Here is an 18362-nt window from a genome sequence, read left to right as displayed (position 1 = left end):
GCGGCTACAACAATAGAAAGAGAGACCTGAAATGGCTTTGGATATTTTCGTAGTACTCCTATACGTAGCTGCCATGCTCACGCTGGGCTGGTACGGCATGCGCCGCGCCAAGACCCGCGAAGACTACCTGGTGGCCGGGCGCAACCTCGGGCCGGGCTTCTACCTGGGTACCATGGCCGCCACCGTGCTCGGCGGCGCCGCCACCATCGGCACCGTCCGCCTGGGCTACGTCCACGGCATTTCCGGCTTCTGGCTCTGCGCCAGCCTCGGCTTCGGCATCATGGGCATCAGCCTGTTCCTGGCCAAGCCACTGCTGAAACTGAAAATCTACACCGTGACCCAGGTGCTGGAGCGTCGCTACAACCCGACCGCCCGCCATGCCAGCGCCGCGATCATGCTGGTGTACGCGCTGATGATCGGCGCCACCTCCACCATCGCCATCGGCACCGTCATGCAGGTGCTGTTCGGCCTGCCGTTCTGGATGTCCGTACTGATCGGCGGCGGCATCGTGGTCGCCTACTCCACCATCGGCGGCATGTGGTCCCTGACCCTGACCGACATCGTGCAGTTCCTGATCATGACCATCGGCCTGGTATTCATCCTGCTGCCGATGACCATGAGCGATGCGGGTGGCTGGGATGCCCTGGTGGCCAAGCTGCCGGAAAGCTACTTCTCCCTGACCGCCATCGGCTGGGACACCATCATCACCTACTTCCTGATCTACTTCTTCGGCATCTTCATCGGCCAGGACATCTGGCAGCGCGTGTTCACCGCCCGCAGCGAGACCGTGGCCAAGGTTTCCGGCACCGCCGCCGGCGTCTACTGCGTGCTCTACGGCCTGGCCGGCGCCCTGATCGGCATGGCCGCCAAGGTGCTGCTGCCTGACCTGGACAACGTCAACAACGCCTTCGCCACCATCGTCGACACCACCCTGCCGGATGGCATCCGTGGCCTGGTGGTCGCCGCCGCCCTGGCCGCCCTGATGTCCACCGCCAGCGCCGGCCTGCTCGCCGCCTCCACCACTGCTGCCCAGGATCTCTGGCCGCTGCTGGGTGGCCGCACCGACGACGAAGGCGACGCGCACAAGAACCGCCTGTTCACCCTGCTGCTGGGCGTCGTGGTACTGGGCATCGCCCTGGTCGTGAGCGACGTGATCAGTGCCCTGACCCTGGCCTACAACCTGCTGGTGGGCGGCATGCTGATCCCGCTGCTGGGCGCCATCTACTGGAAGCGCGCCAGCACCGCCGGCGCCATCGCCAGCATGGTCCTGGGCAGCATCACCGCCTGCATCTTCATGTACGCCGACGGCCTGGAAGCCAACACCCCGATCTACTACAGCCTGGCTGTCGGCGCGGTGAGCTTCGTGGCGATCAGCCTGCTGTCGCGCCGCCCGACGGCGGCCGGCGAACTGGCCTGAATGCACTGCCGCCTCTCCCCTGAGGCGGCCCTTACCGCCCCGGTCCGGCCCCGCCGACCGGGGCTTTTTTGTTCCGGCCGAGCCGCTCCCGAACTCATTCGCCAAGAACGGCCAAGCCGCCCCACTTCGAGATCCAGGACAGACCTTCGGTCTGCTTGGCGAATGAATTCGCCCCCACAGGTGCCATCCTGCAGGCAGGTAGTTCGCCCTTGCATGGTCCCCCATGAACATCGTCAGCCGCGACCAATGGTTCAACGTCGAGCACTGCTACGACGGCATCAGCCTGATCAGTGAACCCTTCGTGCGGCCCTTCTACCGCTGCAATATCTGGCACGTCCAGGGACGCGACCGCGACCTGCTGATCGACTCCGGTTCCGGCCTGGTCAGCCTGCGCGAGCAACTGCCGTGGCTGACCCGGCGCCCGCTGCTGGCGGTGGCCAGCCACACGCATTTCGACCATATCGCCGGGCATCACGAATTCCCCGAACGCCTGGTGCACCCGGCGGAAGCGGAAATACTCGCCAACCCCACCGGGGCCAACACCCTGGCGGCGGACTGGGTCGGTGACGACATGTTCGACGCACACCCGGACTGCCCGCTGTGCTACGCCGAATACCGCGTGAAGGCGGCACCGGCGACGCGGCTGATCGATGAGGGCGATGTGCTGGACCTGGGCGACCGGGTCCTCGAGGTGCTGCATACCCCCGGCCATTCACCGGGTGGCATCAGCCTGTGGGAAGCGAAGACGGGCATCCTGTTCAGCGGCGACATCCTCTACGACGGCCCGCTGATCGATAATGCCTACCACTCCAACCTGGACGACTACGCGAAAAGCCTCGCACGGCTGCGCAACCTTCCGGTGCGCGCCGTGCATGGCGGTCATTTCCCCAGCTTTTCCGGTGAGCGCCTGCGCGAGTTGGCGGACAACTGGCTCAGGGCCCACGAATAAGCCGGTTACTGCCTCTGGCGGCGCCGCCCGGCGAGGCGGTGCTGTTCTTCACTACGGACCGGAATGGGTTGCAGGCGCGGTGCCTCGATCAGGCCCAGCGCGACACCCAGATGCCACATCCACGCTTCTAGCCGCTTCTTCATGCTTGACCCCCTTTCCTGGGACGTTGGTCGGGTGGCCCGTGCTTCTTGGGCCACCCTATGCAGGAGCTTAGTTGCTCCGGACAGGAACCAGAATACGCAGGCCCGGAAATTTCCCACTGACCCACATCAAACCGCTGAACGGTATCAAGGAAACTTCCCACCTACCGTAGGTTGGTGCGGGCCACGCTGGTCCGAGCGCAACGAGGCCCGACGAGGCCAGGCCCAGTCCCGCCGTGTTGGGTCTCGCGGGCTCGGGCCCAGCCTACACCTGCTGCAGATCGATCCAGGCCCGCAGGTTGGCGCCGAGCATGCCCTTGCGCCACATCAGCCAGGTGGTGGCGCGGTTGAACGGCGCCTCCAGCTGATGCATCCGCACCTCGTCCCGGCCGGGCAGGCTTTCCAGCATGGAACGCGGCACCAGGGCGATGCCGCCACCGGCGATCACGCAGGCCAGCATGCTGTGGTAGGACTCGATCTCCATGGGCGGCGACATCGGCACCCGCGAGGCGACGAACCAGCCCTCCAGCCGCCGGCGGTAGGAACAGCTCTGGCGAAAGGCGAAAACCTCCAGCCCGGCCACATCCTGGGCAGACCTGACCGGACCGTGGGCGGCCTCGGTGATCAGCACCATCTCTTCCTCGAACATCGGCAGGCCGTCCAGTTCGGCGTACTCCACCGGACCATCCACCAGCGCGGCATCCAGGCGGCCGCCGAGCAGGCCGTCGAGCAGCTCGCCGCTGGGCGCCGTCTGCACCTGCAGGTTCACCGCCGGCCAGGCGCGGTGGTAGCGCACCAGCATCGGCGGCAGGTGGATGGCGGCGGTGCTGAACATCGAGCCGATGACGAAATCCCCCGCCGGCTCGCCGCCGCGCAACGCCGCCTCGGCCTCGGCCTGCAGGGCAAACATGCGCTCGGCGTAGCCCAGCATCACCTTACCCGCTGGCGACAGGGTGAGGCGCTGGCGCTCGCGCAGGAACAGCTCCACGCCCAGGCTTTCCTCCAGTTGCCGGAGCCGGGTGGACAGATTCGACGGCACCCGGTGCAGGCGCGTGGCGGCGCGGGTGATGGAACCTTCCTCGGCCACGGCCTGGAAGATGCGGAGCTGGCTGAGTTCCATAGGGCAACCATTCATTATTTGAGAACAGATGCGTTCTTTTTTATTCGTTTTTAATGAACACATCCAGCCCCTAGCATGGAAAACCGATGACTTGCCTCGGAGACGTACCATGCCCGTGCCAATCCGCCTGATCGCCTGCTTCCTCGCCCTGCTAGTGGCGATGGGTGTCGGGCGGTTCGCCCTCACCCCGCAACTGCCGCACCTGATCGCCGAAGGCCAGGTCAGCCTTACCGGCGCCGGTCTGGTGGCGGCGGCCAACTACCTGGGCTACCTGATTGGCGCACTGGACGCCTTCAATGCCCGCTCGCCGCGCCAGGCGCGCTTTCGCCTGGTGTTGGGGCTCTGGGCCACGGTGCTGCTGACCCTGGCGTCGGTGCCAGTCGAAGGGTTCTGGCCCCACGCCGTACTGCGCTTTCTTCTCGGCGTGACCAGCGCCTGGGTGCTGGTGGTGGTCACCGGGCTCAGCCAGCGTATCGCCGCCGAAAGCGGCCGGCCGCGCCTGGGCAGCCTGGTGTTCGCCGGTCCCGCCTTCGGGGTGATGCTGACCGGGCTGCTGGCCCTGGCGCTGAACCTGCAAGGCCAGGGCTCCGCCACCCTGTGGCTGGCCTTCGGCGCCCTGGCGCTGCTGCTGACGCTGGTCAGCCACCCCCTGCTGCCCCATCCGCAGCCCGTTGCCCGTCCGGCCGACCCGCCCTTCCGCCGGCGTCCACGCGCCCTGCATGCGCTGCTGGCCGCCTATGGCCTGGTGGGGCTGGGCTACATCATCCCCGCCACCTTCCTCTCGCAAATGGCCGCCGTGCGCTTCCAAGGCCAGTGGCAGGCCGATCTGTTCTGGCCCGCCTTCGGCCTGGCGGCGGCACTCGGCGTGGTCGTCGTCAGCCTGCGCCGACAGCGTCCGGGCGGCACCCGCCGCGCCCTGGTAATGGCCCTCTGGCTGCAGGCCGCGGGCACCCTCGCGTGCGCCCTGCCGGGGCTGGCCGGCCTGAGCCTGGGGGTACTTCTCTGCGGCGGCCCTTTCCTCGCCGGAATGCAGTTGGTCATGCAGTACGCCCGCGAACTCGACCCGCACGGCCACTCGCGTAATGTCGGCCTGCTCACCGCCGCTTTCGCCCTGGGCCAACTCACGGGCCCGCTGCTGGCCGCGGTGAGCAGTCAGCTGAGCGGCGGCCTGCAGCCGGCGCTTTATGTGGCCGGTGCGGGGTTGCTGCTGGCGGGAGCGTTGATGCTGGGGAGCTGGGGTAGGAAACCTGTGGGGGCGAATTCATTCGCTGAGCAGGCCGAAGGCCTGCACCTCCGATAATGCAGGGGCTGCTGCGCAGCCCTTGGCGAATGAATTCGCCCCCACAAAGAGCAGGCACCAACAAAGAGAGCCCCTAGGTCCCGGTCTTGATTTTGGTCCAGGTACGGGTACGGATGCGTTCCAGCTTCGGCGGCAGCATCTCCACCGAGAACAGCTTGGCCTGGACTTCCGCCGGCGGGTAAACGTTGGGGTTGTCGCGCAGCTCCGCCGAGATCAGTTTGTCCGCCGCCCGGTTGGGGTTGGCGTAGGCCACGTGGTCGGAGATCGGCGCCACCACTTCCGGGCGCAGCAGATAGTTGAGAAAGGCGTGGGCCTGCTCGACGTTCTGCGCGTCCTTCGGAATCGCCAGCACATCGAACCAGGCGGCAGTGCCCTCTTTCGGAATGCGGTACTCCACCTTCACCCCGTTGCCGGCCTCCCGCGCGCGGGCCGCCGCCTGCATGGCGCCGCCGGACCAGGCCAGGGCCACGCAGACCTCGCCGTTGGCCAGGTCGGTGACGAACTTCGACGAGCTGAAATAGCTCACGTGGGGCCGCAGCTTCGCCAACAGTGCCTCGGCCTTCTTGTAGTCGTCCGGGTTGTGGCTATTGGGCGGCAGGCCCAGGTAGTGCAGCACCTCCGGAATCACTTCGGTGGGCGAGTCGAGGAAGGCGACGCCACAGCTCTTGAGCTTGGCCAGGTTGTCGGGGTTGAAGATCAGCTCCCAGGAATCCACCGGGGCGTTCTCGCCCAACACCGCCTTGACCTTGTCGACGTTGTAGGCGATGCCGTTGGTGCCCCACATGTAGGGCATCACGTACTGGTTGCCCGGGTCCTTGGCAGCCAGCACCTTGAGCAGCGCCGGGTTGAGGTTCTCCCAGTTCGGCAGCTTGCTCTTGTCCAGCGGCTGGAACACGCCGGCCTTCATGTAGTTGGGCAGGAAGCCGTCGCTGGGCACCACCAGGTCGTAGCCGGAGCGGCCGGACAGCAGTTTGGCCTCCAGCACCTCGTTGCTGTCGTAAACGTCGTACTGGGGGGTGATGCCGGTGGACGCCTGGAAGTCCTTCAGGGTGTTCGGGCCGATGTAGTCGAACCAGTTGTAGATGCGCACCTGGGGCTCGGCGGCGGCATTCAGCGAGGCACCCAACAGGGCCCCGACCAGCAGGATGCGGGCGTTCATTGTTCGGCTCCTTCGTAGCCTTGCAGCACGTTCACGGCGTTGACGCCAATGGCCTCCACCGCGTAGCCGCCTTCCATGATGAACAGGGTGGGCAGGCCGAGCGCGGCGATGCGCTGGCCCATGCGGAGGTAGTCCGGCGAGTCCAGCTTGAACTTCGAAATGGGGTCGTCCTTGTAGGTGTCCACGCCGAGGGAAATCACCAGGGCGTCCGGCGCGTAGGCGGCGATCTTGCGGCAGGCGTCGTCCAGTGCGGCGGACCAGCCTTCCCAACCGGTGCCGTGGGGCAACGGGTAGTTGTGGTTGAAGCCTGCGCCCGCACCTTCGCCGCGCTCGTCGGCGTGGCCCAGGTAGTAGGGATATTCCACCAGCGGGTCGCCGTGGAGGGAGGCGAAGAGCACGTCGTCACGGGCGTAGAACAGCTCCTGGGTGCCGTTGCCGTGGTGGTAGTCGACGTCGAGGATGGCCACGCGCCGGGCGCCCTGGTCGAGGAAGGCCTGGGTGACGATGGCGGCGTTGTTGAAGAAGCAGTAGCCGCCCATGAAGTCGCTGCCGGCATGGTGGCCCGGCGGGCGGCACAGGGCGAAGGCGGTGTGGGCGCCCTGGCGCATATGGTCCTGGGCAGTCAGCGCCACCTGCGCCGAGCTGTACACGGCCTGCCAGGTACCGGCGGTGATGGGCGCCTCGGTGTCGAAGCAGTAGTGGCCGAGCTGGCCGTGCAATGCGGTGGGAATGGGGCCGTCGCGGCGCAGGCGGCGCGCCGGGAAGGTGCTGGGCAGCATGTCGCAGCTGTGGCCCTCGGCAGCCCAACGGTCCCAGGCGCCCTTGAGAAACGCCACGTAGGCGGCGTCATGCACCCGCAGGATCGGGTCCAGGCCGAAGTCCTTCGGCTCGATCACATCGCCTATTGCCTGCTGGCGAACCCGTGCCAGCACGGTGTCGGCGCGGCTGGGCATTTCGAAGCAGGGCTGGAGTTTGCCATCCACCAGTTCCGACTGGCCGAAATGGAGACGGTGATCGTCGCTGTAGACGGTCAGCATGGGGGCACCTCATCTGTCTTGTTATTGATGGGTGGATTCTGTGGCCCACACGGACGTTTGCGCAGAGGTTGGGCCGGCCAATAGGGGATCGATATGGCCAATATCTTTGGCCGAACGCCAACGCTCCCCCGTAGGAGGGGTAGAGCTTGCGAAACCCATCGATGGATGTCCCCATGCGCTTCGCTCGCATCGCAAATCCGAAATGTCCGACAACGCAACCGCATTGCCGTCTTACAAGCCCTTTGGGCAGCATCCGGCCTCGTTGCGACTTTGGTCGTGACCCGGGCTGGAACCCCGGATGTATACAGGAGTGCGGTAAGCCATGCAGGTGAACAGGGCATTACTCAATTTCACCTGGCAGTCATGGCGGACTGTGCGAGGCGGGCATGTGCCCGGCCGGTTCCTGTACCCGGTGGTTCCAACCTCGTACAGTCCGCCACCCTTTCAGGATTTTCGCGGTGGCGGCTCCTCATCGTTCGACAAGGAGTTGCACCATGAGCGCCATCTTTTACGAAACCCGCCATTTCATTCGCCACGGCCGCCTGCTGCGCGCCACTCTCGTGGGTGATGAACCCTGGTTCGCCGCCCGCGACCTGGGCCGCCTGCTGGGCATTTCCGCCAACGTGCGGATGAACGAAGGCCTGGACCCGGACCAGTGGCGCAGCGGCTTGATCAAGTGTGGCCGGGGACTGGCGGAGGAGCAGATGCTGATCAGCGAATCCGGCAGCTACGACCTGCTGCTGCGCCGCTTCTACCACCCGGAAAACCGTAACCTGCGCCGCTGGCTGACCCATGAGGTGATTCCGGAATTGCGTGCGGCGCGAAGAGCGGCGTAGTTACTCGCCCCTAGGGGAAATCGATGGGTTTCGCAGGCTCTACCCATCCTACGTCGAGGATCGACGGCACCCTCGTAGGATGGGTCGGGCGGCGTTCCGCGAGCGGAGCGAAACCCATGCGGATGCAGGTAGCCGCTACCCCCTGAAATGACTCGGCGGCTGGCCGCTCCAGCGCTGGAAGGCGTGACGCAAGCTGGCGGTTTCGCTGAAGCCGAGCGCTTCGGCGATGCGGTAGATGGGGATGTCGCCCTGCTGGAGCATTTCCTTGGCGCGGGTGAAGCGCAGTTCGTCCAACAGTTGCTGGTAGCTGGTCTGCTGCTGGGCCAGATGCCGACGCAGGCTGCGGGACGAGCAGTTCATCTGCCGCGCCAGTTCCTCCAGCCCCGGCGGGTCCTGCAGGCGCGCCTTGATCAGGCCGCGCACCCGCTCCAGCCAGGCGCGGCGGGCGGCGAATTCGACGTTCTGCCGGCGGCACTGTTCGAGCATTTCCTTGTGGGTCACCGGGTCGGCCAGGGGCAGTCGGCGCGTCAGCCAGGCGGCGTCGAAACCGATGGCGCTGCGTGCTGCGCCGAAGCTCACCGGGCAGCCGAAGCCCCGCGCGTAGGGCCGCGCCATGCCGCTGGCGGCCGGGTAGTCCAGTTGCGCAGCGCGCAGCGGCAGTACCTGGCCCAGCAGGTCGGCGAAGATCACCTTCAGCGAGCCGAAGCAGAGTTCGGTGTTGAAGGCCCGCAGGCTTTCCGCTTCGCTGTAGCCGGCGGCGGTGAGCCAGACCCGTTCACCGTCCTGTTCCAGCTCCAGGCGAAAGTAGGTGCCCAGCAGCACCGGGTAGCTGAGGCCGACGCGCAGGGCCTCGCCCAGGGTGGGCGCCGACAGCATGGCGTAACCCAGCAACCCGTAGGCGGAAATGCGCGTGCGCAGGCCCAGGGTCAGCCCCAGGGCCGGGCGTGGCGCCAGGCGCACGGCGTTGGCATAGACCTGCTGCTCCTGCTCGGGATTGACCAGCCTCTGCAGTTCCAGCAGGTCCTGCTCGCTGATGCCGCTGCCGGCCAGCACCTCGCGGGCGGGAATCCCCTCCTCCTGCAACAAGGCCACGGTGAGCGCCGACATATGCAGCGAGTTGAGCCAGGTGGCGCGGGAAAATACGTGCTCGACCATATCCGACTACTGGATGGCCTCGGTCAGTTCGCGCTCCTGGCGCCGGTAGGGGAAGACGTCGATCACCTTGCCGGCACGGATGGCATCCTGCAGTGACTTCCAGTACTCGGCGTCGTAGAGATCGCCATGCAGTTTTTGGAACAGGCGACGCTGGCCGATATCGGCGAAGAGAAAGCGCGGGAATTCTTCGGGGAACACGTCGTTGGGCGCCACCGAATACCAGGGCTCGGCGGACAGTTCGTCTTCCGGGTAGCGCGGCGGCGGGATGACGCGGAAGTTGACCTCGGTGAGGTAGCTGATTTCGTCGTAGTCGTAGAACACCACGCGGCCGTGACGGGTAACGCCGAAGTTCTTCAGCAGCATGTCGCCGGGAAAGATGTTCGCCGCTGCCAGTTGCTTGATGGCCAGGCCGTAATCGTAGAGCGCCTCGTGCACCTGGGCCTCGCTGGCGCTTTCCAGGTAGATGTTCAGCGGCGTCATGCGGCGCTCGGTCCAGCAGTGGCGGACCAGCACCACGTCGCCTTCCAGGGCGATGGTGGACGGCGCGACTTCCAGCAGTTCAGCCAGGCACTCCGGCTCGAACTTGGATCGGGGGAAGCGGAAGTCGGCGAACTCCTGGGTATCGGCCATGCGCCCTACCCGGTCGACGTTCTTCACCAGGCGGTATTTCTCGATCACGGTGTTGCGGTCTACCGTCTTGGCGTGGGCGAAGCGGTCCTTGATCACCTTGAACACGGTGTTGAAGCCCGGCAGGGTGAACACGCTCATCACCATGCCGCGCACGCCGGGGGCCATGATGAAGCGGTCGTCGGTGTTGGCCAGGTGGTTGATCAGCGCGCGGTAGAACTCCGACTTACCGTGTTTGTAGAAGCCGATGGCGGTGTACAGCTCGGCGATGTGCTTGCCCGGCAGGATGCGCTTGAGGAAGCCGACGAACTCCGCCGGCACCGCCACGTCCACCATGAAGTAGGAGCGGGTGAAGGAGAAGATGATGGACACCTCCGCTTCGTCGGTGATCACCACGTCGGCCTGGATGCCCTTGCCTTCGCGGTGCAGCAGCGGGATCACCAGCGGCCACTGTTCGTCGCGGGTGTAGATGCGCCCGACCAGGTAGGCACCCTTGTTGCGGAACAGCGGTGCGGCAAAGAGTTCGAGGGTGAGTTCCGGGTCCTTGCACACCCAGTCCGGCAGGTTCTCGCGCAACTGGATTTCGAGACGTTCCAGGTCGCCGGTGCGGTCGTCGTAGGGCACGTCGAAACGGTAATCGTCGAGGATCGCCGAGAGCACCGCGTGCAGCCGGCCTTGCGGGCGGTAGCTGCGGGTCTGGGGCGCACGCTCGTGGGCGCGCAGCGAAGGCCGGGTGGTGTGGATGAACATGCAGCCATCGCTGATCAGGTCGTGGCTGAACAGGCTGCAGAAGATTGAGTTGTACCAGGTCTCGGACAGCTCATCGTCCAAGCGCAGGTCGATCAGGTCGATATAGGCGCTTTTCACCAGCGGCCAAAGCTGCACGTCCAGCAATTCGTCCGGCGCATAGGCTTGACGCAGCCTGCCACTGGTTTCGCTGACCTTCACTTCGTAGAGGGCAATGCGCTCGGCCGCCGCCTGCTGGGTAGCCGGCCATTGCGCCTGTTCGAAACGGGCGCGGGCGCCGTCGGTGATCTGGCGGAACTGTTCGCGGTAGTCGTCGAACCCTTCGAGGATCAATCGAGCGATGCCTTCGGCCGGCCATTGCTGCGCCATGGAATTGTTCTCGGCTGCGGTCATGGGAAAGGCGAGCTTAGCCAGAAAAAATGGCCTGTTGTAGGGGCGAATTCATTCGCCTAGGGCTGCGAAGCTGCCCCCCAGTCGGGCCAGGGGCAGACCTGCGGTCTGCTTGGCGGATGAATCCGCCCCCACACTAAAATTTCACTCCTGCCCCATTACGCCAACCCTCGCGCCGCCAGGTGCCGGGCCAGGTAGTCGACGAATGCCAGTACTTTGCCGGTGGCGCGACGGTGGCTGGGATAGACCGCCAGTATGTGGGCGCCGAAGGCGTCGGGGTCGATCTCGTAGTCGGCCATCAGGCGCACCAGGCGGCCATCGGCGAGGTAGGGCGCGGCGCTCCATAGCGGTACGTGGTAGACACCGACACCGGCCAGGGCGCTGGCCATCAGCAGGTCGTGGTTGTCGCTTTCCATGCGGGGCGCCGTGGGCCTCGGCAGGCTCAGGCGCACGCCGTCACGCTCCACCCACCAATAGGTGCGGTCGAGGGCGGCGTGGTAGTAGAGCAGCCAATCGTGCTGGTCGAGGGTGTCCGGGCTCACCGGCAGGGGGTTGCGCGCCAGGTAGGCGGGGCTGGCGCAAAGGGCCAGGCAGTTGCGCCCCACCACTCTGGCGATCATCCCCGGCTGGTCGCTGGGCCCCTCCCGCAGGGCCAGGTCATAGCCGGCCTCCAGCAGGTCGACGAAGGCGTCGGTCAGATCGACGCGCAGGCGTATCCGGGGGAACTCGGCCAGGAAGCCGGCACACACGTCGTCGAGAAAGGCCCGGCCGAACGCCAGCGGCGCCGTCAGCCGCAGGCTGCCCTGCAGGCCGTGCTGCAACTGGCTCACTTCCTCCCCCGCCTCGTGCAGGCGCTGCAGCACCAGGCGCGCGGTTTCCAGGTAGAGCCGCCCGGCCTCGGTGAGTACGGTACGCCGCGTGCTGCGTTCGAACAGACGCACGCCCAGCTCGTCTTCCAGGTGAGTGACGGCCTTGGTCAGGGCCGACGGGGTCCTGCCGAGCTGTTCGGCGGCGCGGCTGAAACTGCCGTGCTCCGCCGTGGCAACGAACATGCTGATGGCGCCGAGCTTATCCATGGGTTTTTCCATTCAGGAAAAAGGGTTTTGCACGTTTCGGGCGTTCTGCCGAGCCCGGATGAAACGCTAGTCTCGCCGCCAGATCAATAAAAACAAGGGGTTCAACGATGAGGTCTTTCGCACCCAATCTGCTGGCGCTGTCGCTGGCTTTTTCCTCGACGGCGGCCATGGCGGCGCCTGATCTGGTGCTGTTCAACGGCAAGCTGTACACCGCCGACCCCTCCCATCCCTCGGCCCAGGCCATGGCGGTGGAAGACGGCAAGGTCCTCAAGCTGGGCAGTGACGCCGAGATCAAGGCCCTGGCCGACGGCTCCACGCGCCTCATCGACCTGGCGGGCAAGCGCCTGATGCCGGGTCTGATCGACACCCACTCCCACGCCATCTTCGGCGGCCTGGAGCTGTCCATCGCCAATATGCAAGACGAGGTGGTGGAGCTGGCGGAGCTGGAACGGCGCCTGCGCGGCTGGCGCGACGACGGCACCGCGCGCCAGGGCGAGGTGCTGAACGTGGTTGGCATGAGTTCGGCCTACTGGGGCAAGACCGAGGAACTGGGGCGGATCTTCAACCAGGGCGAATGGGCCGAGGTGCCGGTGGTGTTCAGCGGCAGCGACCACCACACCGGCTGGGCCAACCGCGCCATGCTGGCACGCGCCGGCATCGACGCCGGGCTGATCGCCGCCCTGCCGGAGGCCGAGCGCGGCACCCTGGGCGCCAGCAAGGACGGGCAGCCCAACGGCTTTGCCGTGGACGCCGGCTGGGACCGCATCGCCGCCGCCCTGCCGCCGGCCAGCACGGACACCCTGCTGAAGGCCGGCGAGACGGCGGTGAAGTACAACAATAGCCAGGGCATCACCGCCTGGATGGACCCGGCGGCCAACGCCGCGCCGGGCGAGGCGATCTTCGCCCTCAAGCCCACCGAGCAGTCTGTCGGCGTGCTGCCGGTGTACAAGGCCCTGGCCGAGAAGGGCGCGCTGACCGCCCACGTCGCCGCCCTGCTGGTGGCCAACCCGAAGAGCCGGCCGGCCGACCTCGACACCCTGGACACGGTGCGCCAGCGCTTCCGGGGCATTCCCAACCTGAGCCTGCCGGGCATCAAGGTGTTCGCCGACGGCGTGCTGGAATACCCGGCGCAGAGCGCGGCGCTGATCGATCCCTACACCAATTCGCAGACGCGCGGCGAACTGCTGATCGAGCCGGAACACTTCGGCGAACTGGTGAGCGCGGCGGACGCCCGCGGCTGGCTGGTGCACATCCACGCCATCGGCGATCGCGCGGTGCGCGAAGCCCTCAATGGCATCGAGCAGGCACGCACGGACCGCAGCAGCGGCATCGCCCACTCCATCACCCACCTGCAACTGGTGAATCCGAAGGAGTTCGCCCGCTTCAAGCCGCTGGACGTGACCGCCTCGATGCAGCTGCTCTGGGCCTCGGGCGACGACTACACCCTGGACCTGGTGAAGCCCTACGTCAGCGCCTTCGCCTTCCGCTACCAGTACCCGGCCCACTCGCTGCTGAGCCAGGGCGCGATGATCGCCGGGGCCAGCGACTGGCCGGTGTCCTCGCCCAACCCCTGGCAGGCCATCGCCCAGGCCATCAGCCGCGAAGGGCCGAAAGGCGTGCTCAACCCCGACGAGCGCATCGACCGCGCGACCATGCTGCAGGCCTACACCCTGAACGCTGCGCGCACCATCGGGCTGGAGGACACGATCGGTTCCCTCGCCCCCGGCAAACAGGCCGACTTCATCGTCCTCGATCGCGACGTGCTCGAAGTGACCGACCAGGACCTGGCCGAAACCCGTGTGCTGCAGACCTGGTTCGGCGGCCGCGAAGTGTTCGACGCCAACCGCTAACGACAAGAAACCTCCGCTCCCGCCTCACCCCCCGTTTCCCGACGGGGGTTGGGCGGAGCCATGCCCGCACCTGCCATAACAACCACAACAACGGGTCTCACCATGCGCCGTATCACGCTCCTCGCCCTCACCCTGGCTCCCCTCGCCTGCCAGGCCGTTCAGCTCTCCGACGACTTTTCCCTGATGGTCGACCTGACCCTCGCCAGCGACTACCGCACCCGCGGCATTTCCCAGACCCAGAACGACCCGACCGCCCAGGCCGGTGCCACCCTGGCGCATGCCAGCGGCCTGTACGCCGGGGCCTGGACCTCCAACGTCGACTTCGGCTTCGGCCTCAAGACCCGCCAGGAAGTGGACTACTACGCCGGCTGGTACTGGCAGGCCACGGATGACCTGAGCCTGGACCTGGGCTACATCAAGTACGTCTATCCCAAGGAAAGCCAGTTCAACCAGAGCGAGGTCTACGCCATCCTCGGGGCGTACGGCTTCCAGCTCGCCGCGTACTACTCCAACGACGCCTCGACCGTGTTCGGCGAGGACCAGGACGCGCTCTACAGCTATGTCGGCTACCAGACCAGCCTGCCCCTGGAAGTGGGCCTGGAGCTGCGCTACGGACGCATGGACTTCAAGGACCCGATGTTCTGGTCCAGCAGCGGCGACAGCACCGATGACTACCGCGAGTGGCAGGCCAAGCTGACCCGCGACTTCCTCGGCGTGACCTGGGGTCTGGCTTACATCGACACCGACCTGTCCGAATCGGAGTGCGCCAGCAACTACGGTTTCGCCGATGTCTGCACCGCGACCTGGGTGGTCAACGCGAGCAAGAGTTTCTAGCTGAACGGTGCCCCATTTTTGTGGGAGCGAATTTATTCGCGATGCAGGCCGCAGGGCTGCCCTGAGACATCCAATGGGGCGGCTTCGCCTCCCTTCGCGAATGAATTCGCCCCTACAGGAATCCCGTCTCATCGTCTGGAAAACTGTTCCGCCAATTTGAAAGCAAGTTGTGGATTGCGCCGCCCATTCCGGCGGCGCATCTTGCCGGCTCCACTGCCTGGAGTCGTCCATGAACCCCACCGATCTCGTCCGCATGCTGGCCCTCGCCGCCATCTGGGGCGCCAGCTTCCTGTTCATCCGCGTGCTGGTGCCGGAAATCGGCGCGCTGCCCACGGCCTTCCTGCGGGTGCTGCTGTCCGCCATCGGCCTGGCGGTACTGCTCGTCCTGCTGCGCAACCGTTGGGACTTTCGCGGCAAGCTGGGCAAGACCCTGGTGATCGGCATCGTCAGTTCCGGCGTGCCCGCGGCCATGTACGCCCTGGCGGCCCAGGTACTGCCGGCCGGTTACTCGGCCATCTTCAACGCCACCACGCCGCTGATGGGCGTGCTGATCGGCGGGCTGTTCTTCGCCGAGAAACTTACCGGTGCCAAGGCCACTGGGGTGCTCATGGGTCTGGCAGGGGTGGCGGTGCTGACCCGCACCGGGCCGGTGGCCTTCGACATGCAATTGCTCTGGGGGGCGGCGGCCTGCCTGGTGGCCACCACCTGCTACGGCTTCGCCGGCTTCATGACCAAGCGCTGGATCACCGAGGCGGGCGGCATGGACAGCGGAATGGTGGCCCTGGGTTGCCAGATCGGCGCCACCCTCTGCCTGCTGCCGGTATTCGCCTGGGACGCGACCTCCATGCCCCTGGCACCGCTGGCCGAGCCGGGCACCTGGCTGGCCCTGGCCGCGCTGGGCTTCGTCTGCACCTCGTTCGCCTACATCCTCTACTTCCGCCTGATCGCCAACATCGGGCCGGTGAAGACCATGACCGTGACCTTCCTGATCCCGCCCTTCGGCGTGTTCTGGGGCGTGCTGCTGCTGGACGAGACGGTGTCCATGGCGCACCTGCAGGGTGGCGTGCTGATCGCGCTGGCGTTGTGGCTGGTGCTCAAGCCGGCGGTCGTGCCGGCCGCGGTGAGGTCGTAGGGCTGACTCGGTACGGCCCGGCATAGGGCCACGGGTGGATGGACACGCGCCATCCACCCTGGGTCACGGCATTACTGCTGCAGTTCCTGCTCGGTGAACAGGCCGTCGAAGAGCATGCTGGAGAGGTAGCGCTCGCCCGAGTCGGGCAGCACCACCACCAGGGTTTTGCCCTCCATTTCCGGGTTCTCCGCCAGGCGCACGGCCACCGCCATGGCGGCGCCGGAGGAAATGCCGCAGAGAATGCCTTCTTCGCGCATCAGGCGCAGAGCCATGGCCTTGGCCTCGTCGTCGGTGCTCTGCTCGACGCGGTCCACCAGACTCAGGTCGAGGTTCTTCGGCACGAAACCGGCACCGATACCCTGGATCTTGTGGGGGCTGGGCTTGACCTCTTCGCCGGCCAGGGTCTGGCTGATCACCGGCGAACTCACCGGTTCCACCGCCACCGAGAGGATCGGCTTGCCGCAGGTCTGCTTGATGTAGCGGGACACGCCGGTGAGGGTGCCGCCAGTGCCCACGCCGGCCACCAGCACATCCACCGCGCCGTCGGTGTCGTTCCAGATTTCCGGGCCGGTGGTCTTCTCGTGGATGGCCGGGTTGGCCGGATTCTCGAACTGTTGCAACAGCAGGTACTGCTCGGGGTTGGACGCGGCCAGCTCGTTGGCCTTCTCGATGGCGCCCTTCATGCCCTTGGCCGGCTCGGTGAGCACCAGCTCGGCGCCCAGCGCCTTGAGCACCTTGCGGCGCTCCAGGCTCATCGACGCCGGCATGGTGAGGATCAGCTTGTAGCCACGCGCGGCGGCGACGAAGGCCAGGCCGATGCCGGTGTTGCCGGAGGTGGGCTCCACCAGGGTCATGCCCGGCTTGAGACGACCGGAAGCCTCGGCCTCCCAGATCATGCTGGCGCCGATGCGGCATTTCACCGAGTAGGCGGGGTTGCGGCCTTCGATCTTGGCGAGGAGGGTCACGCCGCGCGGGCCCAGGTGGTTGATGCGCACCAGCGGGGTGTTGCCGATGGCTTGCGAGTTGTCTGCAAAGATGCGGCTCATGGCGGATTCCTTGTCATGGCGGGAAAAGGACCAAGCCTAAGACGGCGCCAGCAGGCCGTCCAGCGCGTCCCGTGGCGGGTCGAGGGCAAATCTGCCATTCAGTGACTGAATGAAACCCCTGCGTTCACAGTCGACTCATGCGCGCGTTATAGTCAGACCTTTCCCAAATACTGAACCGTCCGGTTTGCCAACCGGCGCCGAGTCCGAGGATTCCCTGATGAAGTTCGAAGGCACCCAGTCCTACGTCGCCACCGACGACCTCAAGCTCGCGGTGAATGCCGCCATCACCCTGCAGCGTCCGCTGCTGGTCAAGGGCGAACCGGGTACCGGCAAGACCATGCTCGCCGAGCAGTTGGCCGAAGCTTTCGGCGCCAAGCTGATCACCTGGCACATCAAGTCCACCACCAAGGCACACCAGGGCCTGTACGAGTACGACGCAGTGAGCCGCCTGCGGGATTCCCAGCTGAATTCCGACAAGGTCCACGACGTTCGCAACTACATCAAGAAAGGCAAGCTGTGGGAGGCCTTCGAGGCCGACGAGCGCGTGATCCTGCTGATCGACGAGATCGACAAGGCCGACATCGAGTTCCCCAACGACCTGCTGCAGGAACTCGACAAGATGGAGTTCTACGTCTACGAGACCAACGAAACCATCAAGGCCAAGCAGCGCCCGATCATCATCATCACCTCCAACAACGAAAAGGAGCTGCCGGACGCCTTCCTGCGCCGCTGCTTCTTCCACTACATCGCCTTCCCCGACCGCGAGACCCTGAAGAAGATCGTCGACGTGCACTACCCCAGCATCAGCAACGAGCTGGTGGCCGAGGCGCTCGACGTGTTCTTCGACGTGCGCAAGGTGCCGGGCCTGAAGAAGAAGCCCTCCACCAGCGAACTGGTGGACTGGCTGAAACTGCTGATGGCCGACAACATCGGCGAAGCCGTGCTGCGCGAGCGCGATCCCTCCAAGGCCATCCCGCCGCTGGCCGGTGCCCTGGTGAAGAACGAGCAGGATGTGATGCTGCTCGAACGCCTGGCTTTCATGGCCCGTCGCGCCAGCCGCTGAGGGCTTTTTCTCCCCTTCCCCGCCGGGAGAGGGGCCGGGGGTGAGGGATGTGTCCGGCAACGCAGGAGAGACCCAGATGCACCACGGCAGTTGCCTGTGCGGCGCGGTGAAGTACCAGATCGACGCGCCCATCAAGTCCGCCACCCATTGCCACTGCGGCCAGTGCCGCAAGGGCCATGGTGCGGCCTTCGCCAGCTACGGCAACGTGCGCTGGCGCGACTTCCGCTGGACCGCTGGCGAGGAGGCGGTGGCGCACTTCCACTCCTCCCCCGGCGTGACGCGCACCTTCTGCCGGCAGTGCGGCTCGAATTTGCAATGGTTCGCCGATCACCCCTATCTCGACTGGGTATCGGTGGCCCTGGGCACGCTGGATTCGCCGCTGGGCGAGATACCGCAGAAGCACATCTACGCAGAATCCAAGGCCGATTGGTACGCCATCGCCGACGGCCTGCCCCAGGAGCGCCGCTCCTGAGTACCAACCGAT

General features: G+C 66.1%; 18 protein-coding genes. 9 read left to right on the top strand and 9 right to left on the bottom strand.

What is annotated here, in order from left to right:
* Positions 1–31 precede the first annotated feature (31 nt).
* Positions 32–1417: a sodium:solute symporter gene (locus PJW05_RS10280; RefSeq protein ID WP_271411608.1), complete on the top strand. Its 1386-nt coding sequence runs from the start codon at positions 32–34 to the stop codon at positions 1415–1417.
* A gap of 223 nt (positions 1418–1640) precedes the next feature.
* Positions 1641–2366: an MBL fold metallo-hydrolase gene (locus PJW05_RS10275; RefSeq protein WP_271411607.1), complete on the top strand. Its 726-nt coding sequence runs from the start codon at positions 1641–1643 to the stop codon at positions 2364–2366.
* A gap of 5 nt (positions 2367–2371) precedes the next feature.
* Here PJW05_RS10275 and PJW05_RS10270 read toward each other — a convergent pair whose 3' ends face one another.
* Both PJW05_RS10270 and ptrR read right to left on the bottom strand, forming a co-directional pair.
* Complete coding sequence (locus tag PJW05_RS10270) at positions 2372–2509, bottom strand: PA1414 family protein (protein ID WP_271411606.1); 138 nt, start codon at positions 2507–2509, stop codon at positions 2372–2374.
* Between the two features lie 262 nt (positions 2510–2771).
* Positions 2772–3626 (bottom strand): putrescine utilization regulator PtrR, encoded by an 855-nt coding sequence (gene ptrR, locus PJW05_RS10265; RefSeq protein ID WP_271411605.1) that lies wholly within the window; start codon positions 3624–3626, stop codon positions 2772–2774.
* Positions 3627–3735: 109 nt separating this feature from the next.
* On the opposite strand from ptrR, the gene PJW05_RS10260 reads away from it, so the two are divergent.
* A complete protein-coding gene (locus tag PJW05_RS10260; RefSeq protein WP_271411604.1) occupies positions 3736–4926 on the top strand; it encodes a YbfB/YjiJ family MFS transporter in 1191 nt (396 codons plus the stop codon).
* Between the two features lie 73 nt (positions 4927–4999).
* Here PJW05_RS10260 and PJW05_RS10255 read toward each other — a convergent pair whose 3' ends face one another.
* Together PJW05_RS10255 and PJW05_RS10250 are read right to left on the bottom strand one after the other, a co-directional pair.
* Positions 5000–6085, bottom strand: a complete 1086-nt coding sequence (locus PJW05_RS10255; RefSeq protein ID WP_271411603.1) for an extracellular solute-binding protein — start codon at positions 6083–6085, stop codon at positions 5000–5002.
* The gene (locus PJW05_RS10250; RefSeq protein ID WP_271411602.1) at positions 6082–7122 is read right to left on the bottom strand and encodes a histone deacetylase family protein; all 1041 of its coding nucleotides are present in this window, start codon (positions 7120–7122) and stop codon (positions 6082–6084) included. The genes PJW05_RS10255 and PJW05_RS10250 overlap by 4 nt, the downstream gene beginning before the upstream one ends.
* 494 nt (positions 7123–7616) lie before the next feature.
* On the opposite strand from PJW05_RS10250, the gene PJW05_RS10245 reads away from it, so the two are divergent.
* Positions 7617–7958 (top strand): BRO-N domain-containing protein, encoded by a 342-nt coding sequence (locus PJW05_RS10245; RefSeq protein ID WP_271411601.1) that lies wholly within the window; start codon positions 7617–7619, stop codon positions 7956–7958.
* A gap of 135 nt (positions 7959–8093) precedes the next feature.
* Here the strand turns inward: PJW05_RS10245 and PJW05_RS10240 are convergent, their stop codons facing one another.
* The 4 genes from PJW05_RS10240 to PJW05_RS10225 form a co-directional block, all read right to left on the bottom strand.
* Complete coding sequence (locus PJW05_RS10240) at positions 8094–9113, bottom strand: AraC family transcriptional regulator (protein ID WP_271411600.1); 1020 nt, start codon at positions 9111–9113, stop codon at positions 8094–8096.
* Positions 9114–9119: 6 nt separating this feature from the next.
* Positions 9120–10856, bottom strand: a complete 1737-nt coding sequence (gene aceK, locus PJW05_RS10235) for a bifunctional isocitrate dehydrogenase kinase/phosphatase (protein WP_271411599.1) — start codon at positions 10854–10856, stop codon at positions 9120–9122.
* Between the two features lie 179 nt (positions 10857–11035).
* A complete protein-coding gene (locus PJW05_RS10230) occupies positions 11036–11953 on the bottom strand; it encodes a LysR family transcriptional regulator (protein WP_271411598.1) in 918 nt (305 codons plus the stop codon).
* Positions 11946–12122, bottom strand: coding sequence for a hypothetical protein (locus PJW05_RS10225; RefSeq protein ID WP_271412321.1), 177 nt, complete (start codon positions 12120–12122; stop codon positions 11946–11948). The genes PJW05_RS10230 and PJW05_RS10225 overlap by 8 nt, the downstream gene beginning before the upstream one ends.
* On the opposite strand from PJW05_RS10225, the gene PJW05_RS10220 reads away from it, so the two are divergent.
* From PJW05_RS10220 to PJW05_RS10210, 3 genes are all read left to right on the top strand, one after another.
* Entirely contained in the window at positions 12061–13803 is a 1743-nt protein-coding gene (locus tag PJW05_RS10220) for an amidohydrolase (RefSeq protein WP_271411597.1), read from the top strand. The two genes, PJW05_RS10225 and PJW05_RS10220, sit on opposite strands and share 62 nt — an antisense overlap.
* Before the next feature lie 102 nt (positions 13804–13905).
* Positions 13906–14637: a TorF family putative porin gene (locus PJW05_RS10215; RefSeq protein WP_271411596.1), complete on the top strand. Its 732-nt coding sequence runs from the start codon at positions 13906–13908 to the stop codon at positions 14635–14637.
* 229 nt (positions 14638–14866) lie between these two features.
* A complete protein-coding gene (locus PJW05_RS10210) occupies positions 14867–15769 on the top strand; it encodes a DMT family transporter (RefSeq protein WP_271411595.1) in 903 nt (300 codons plus the stop codon).
* Positions 15770–15840: 71 nt separating this feature from the next.
* Here PJW05_RS10210 and cysK read toward each other — a convergent pair whose 3' ends face one another.
* Complete coding sequence (gene cysK, locus PJW05_RS10205; RefSeq protein ID WP_271411594.1) at positions 15841–16815, bottom strand: cysteine synthase A; 975 nt, start codon at positions 16813–16815, stop codon at positions 15841–15843.
* 217 nt (positions 16816–17032) lie between these two features.
* Between cysK and PJW05_RS10200 the strand changes: the two genes are divergently transcribed.
* The gene (locus tag PJW05_RS10200) at positions 17033–17878 is read left to right on the top strand and encodes an AAA family ATPase (protein ID WP_271411593.1); all 846 of its coding nucleotides are present in this window, start codon (positions 17033–17035) and stop codon (positions 17876–17878) included.
* A gap of 76 nt (positions 17879–17954) precedes the next feature.
* Entirely contained in the window at positions 17955–18350 is a 396-nt protein-coding gene (locus PJW05_RS10195) for a GFA family protein (RefSeq protein WP_271411592.1), read from the top strand.
* Positions 18351–18362: the final 12 nt, after the last annotated feature.

Source organism: Pseudomonas sp. Q1-7, from assembly GCF_028010285.1.
Lineage (GTDB): Bacteria > Pseudomonadota > Gammaproteobacteria > Pseudomonadales > Pseudomonadaceae > Metapseudomonas.
The sequence above is the reverse complement of the archived record's forward strand: the minus strand, read 5'-3'. Positions and strand labels throughout refer to the sequence as shown.